Origin of the sequence: Marinitenerispora sediminis (genome assembly GCF_003336425.1) — a bacterium.
Lineage (GTDB): Bacteria > Actinomycetota > Actinomycetes > Streptosporangiales > Streptosporangiaceae > Marinitenerispora > Marinitenerispora sediminis.
The window spans coordinates 1-711 of record NZ_QEIO01000331.1 but is presented as its reverse complement, the minus strand read 5'-3'; the positions used below and the strand labels follow the sequence as shown (position 1 = coordinate 711).

General features: G+C 78.9%; 1 protein-coding gene. It reads right to left on the bottom strand.

Translation table 11 applies throughout. From position 1 onward, the window contains the following. Positions 1-698, bottom strand: a 698-nt coding sequence (locus tag DEF28_RS26640) for a GOLPH3/VPS74 family protein (protein ID WP_158562931.1), incomplete at its 3' end; no start/stop codon positions are given. Between the last annotated feature and the right edge of the window lie 13 nt (positions 699-711).

The following is a 711-nucleotide window of genomic DNA, read 5'->3' as shown; positions in this document are numbered from 1 at the left end:
GCTCGCCCTCGTCGGCGCGACCCGGCTGGACCGCCGTCCCCGCCGCCTGCGCCGAACGCCACCGCGGCCTCGACGGACTGGATCACGGCGGCGACCGCGCGGCCGATCCGGTCGTCGGCCAGCAGGCCCTTCATCCGGCGCCGGCGCTCGCGCGCGGGCACGTCGGCGAAGAGCCGGCGGTCCAGCCGGGTCGCGCCGACGAGGGCGAGCAGCGCGGCCGAGCGGGGGTCCGGCGCACGCTCGCCCATGAGCACCGCACGCAGCCCGTCCAGCAGGGCGGACCGGGCGGCCGGGTCCGCCGGCCGGTAGTCCGAGCGTGTGAAGACCGTCAGCACGCTGACCCGCTCAAGGGTCAGTAGCCCGCGCTCCACGGCCGTGTCCCGCACCGCGCTGCGCAGCCGGACGGACTGGGCCCGCGCCACCCACGACTTGAGGGTGCCCGCGCGCCGCTGCCGCGCGATCCGGGCGACGAGGAGGTCGAGTTCGCTGTGCCCGCCGGCGGTGTGCCCGGGGGCGGCGGGGCCGTCGACGGCCCGGACGCGGTCGCGCTCGATCGCGATGCGGCCCGTGAGGTAGAGCTCGGCGAGCAGCGCGCCCGCCAGGCCGGCGTTGAGCCGGGTGCCATCGGCCAGCGGACGGCCGGTGCCGGGGTGGTAGGCGAGGACGAGCAGGTCCTCCGCGAGGACGGGGGCGGGCACGGCGGCTCCCAGG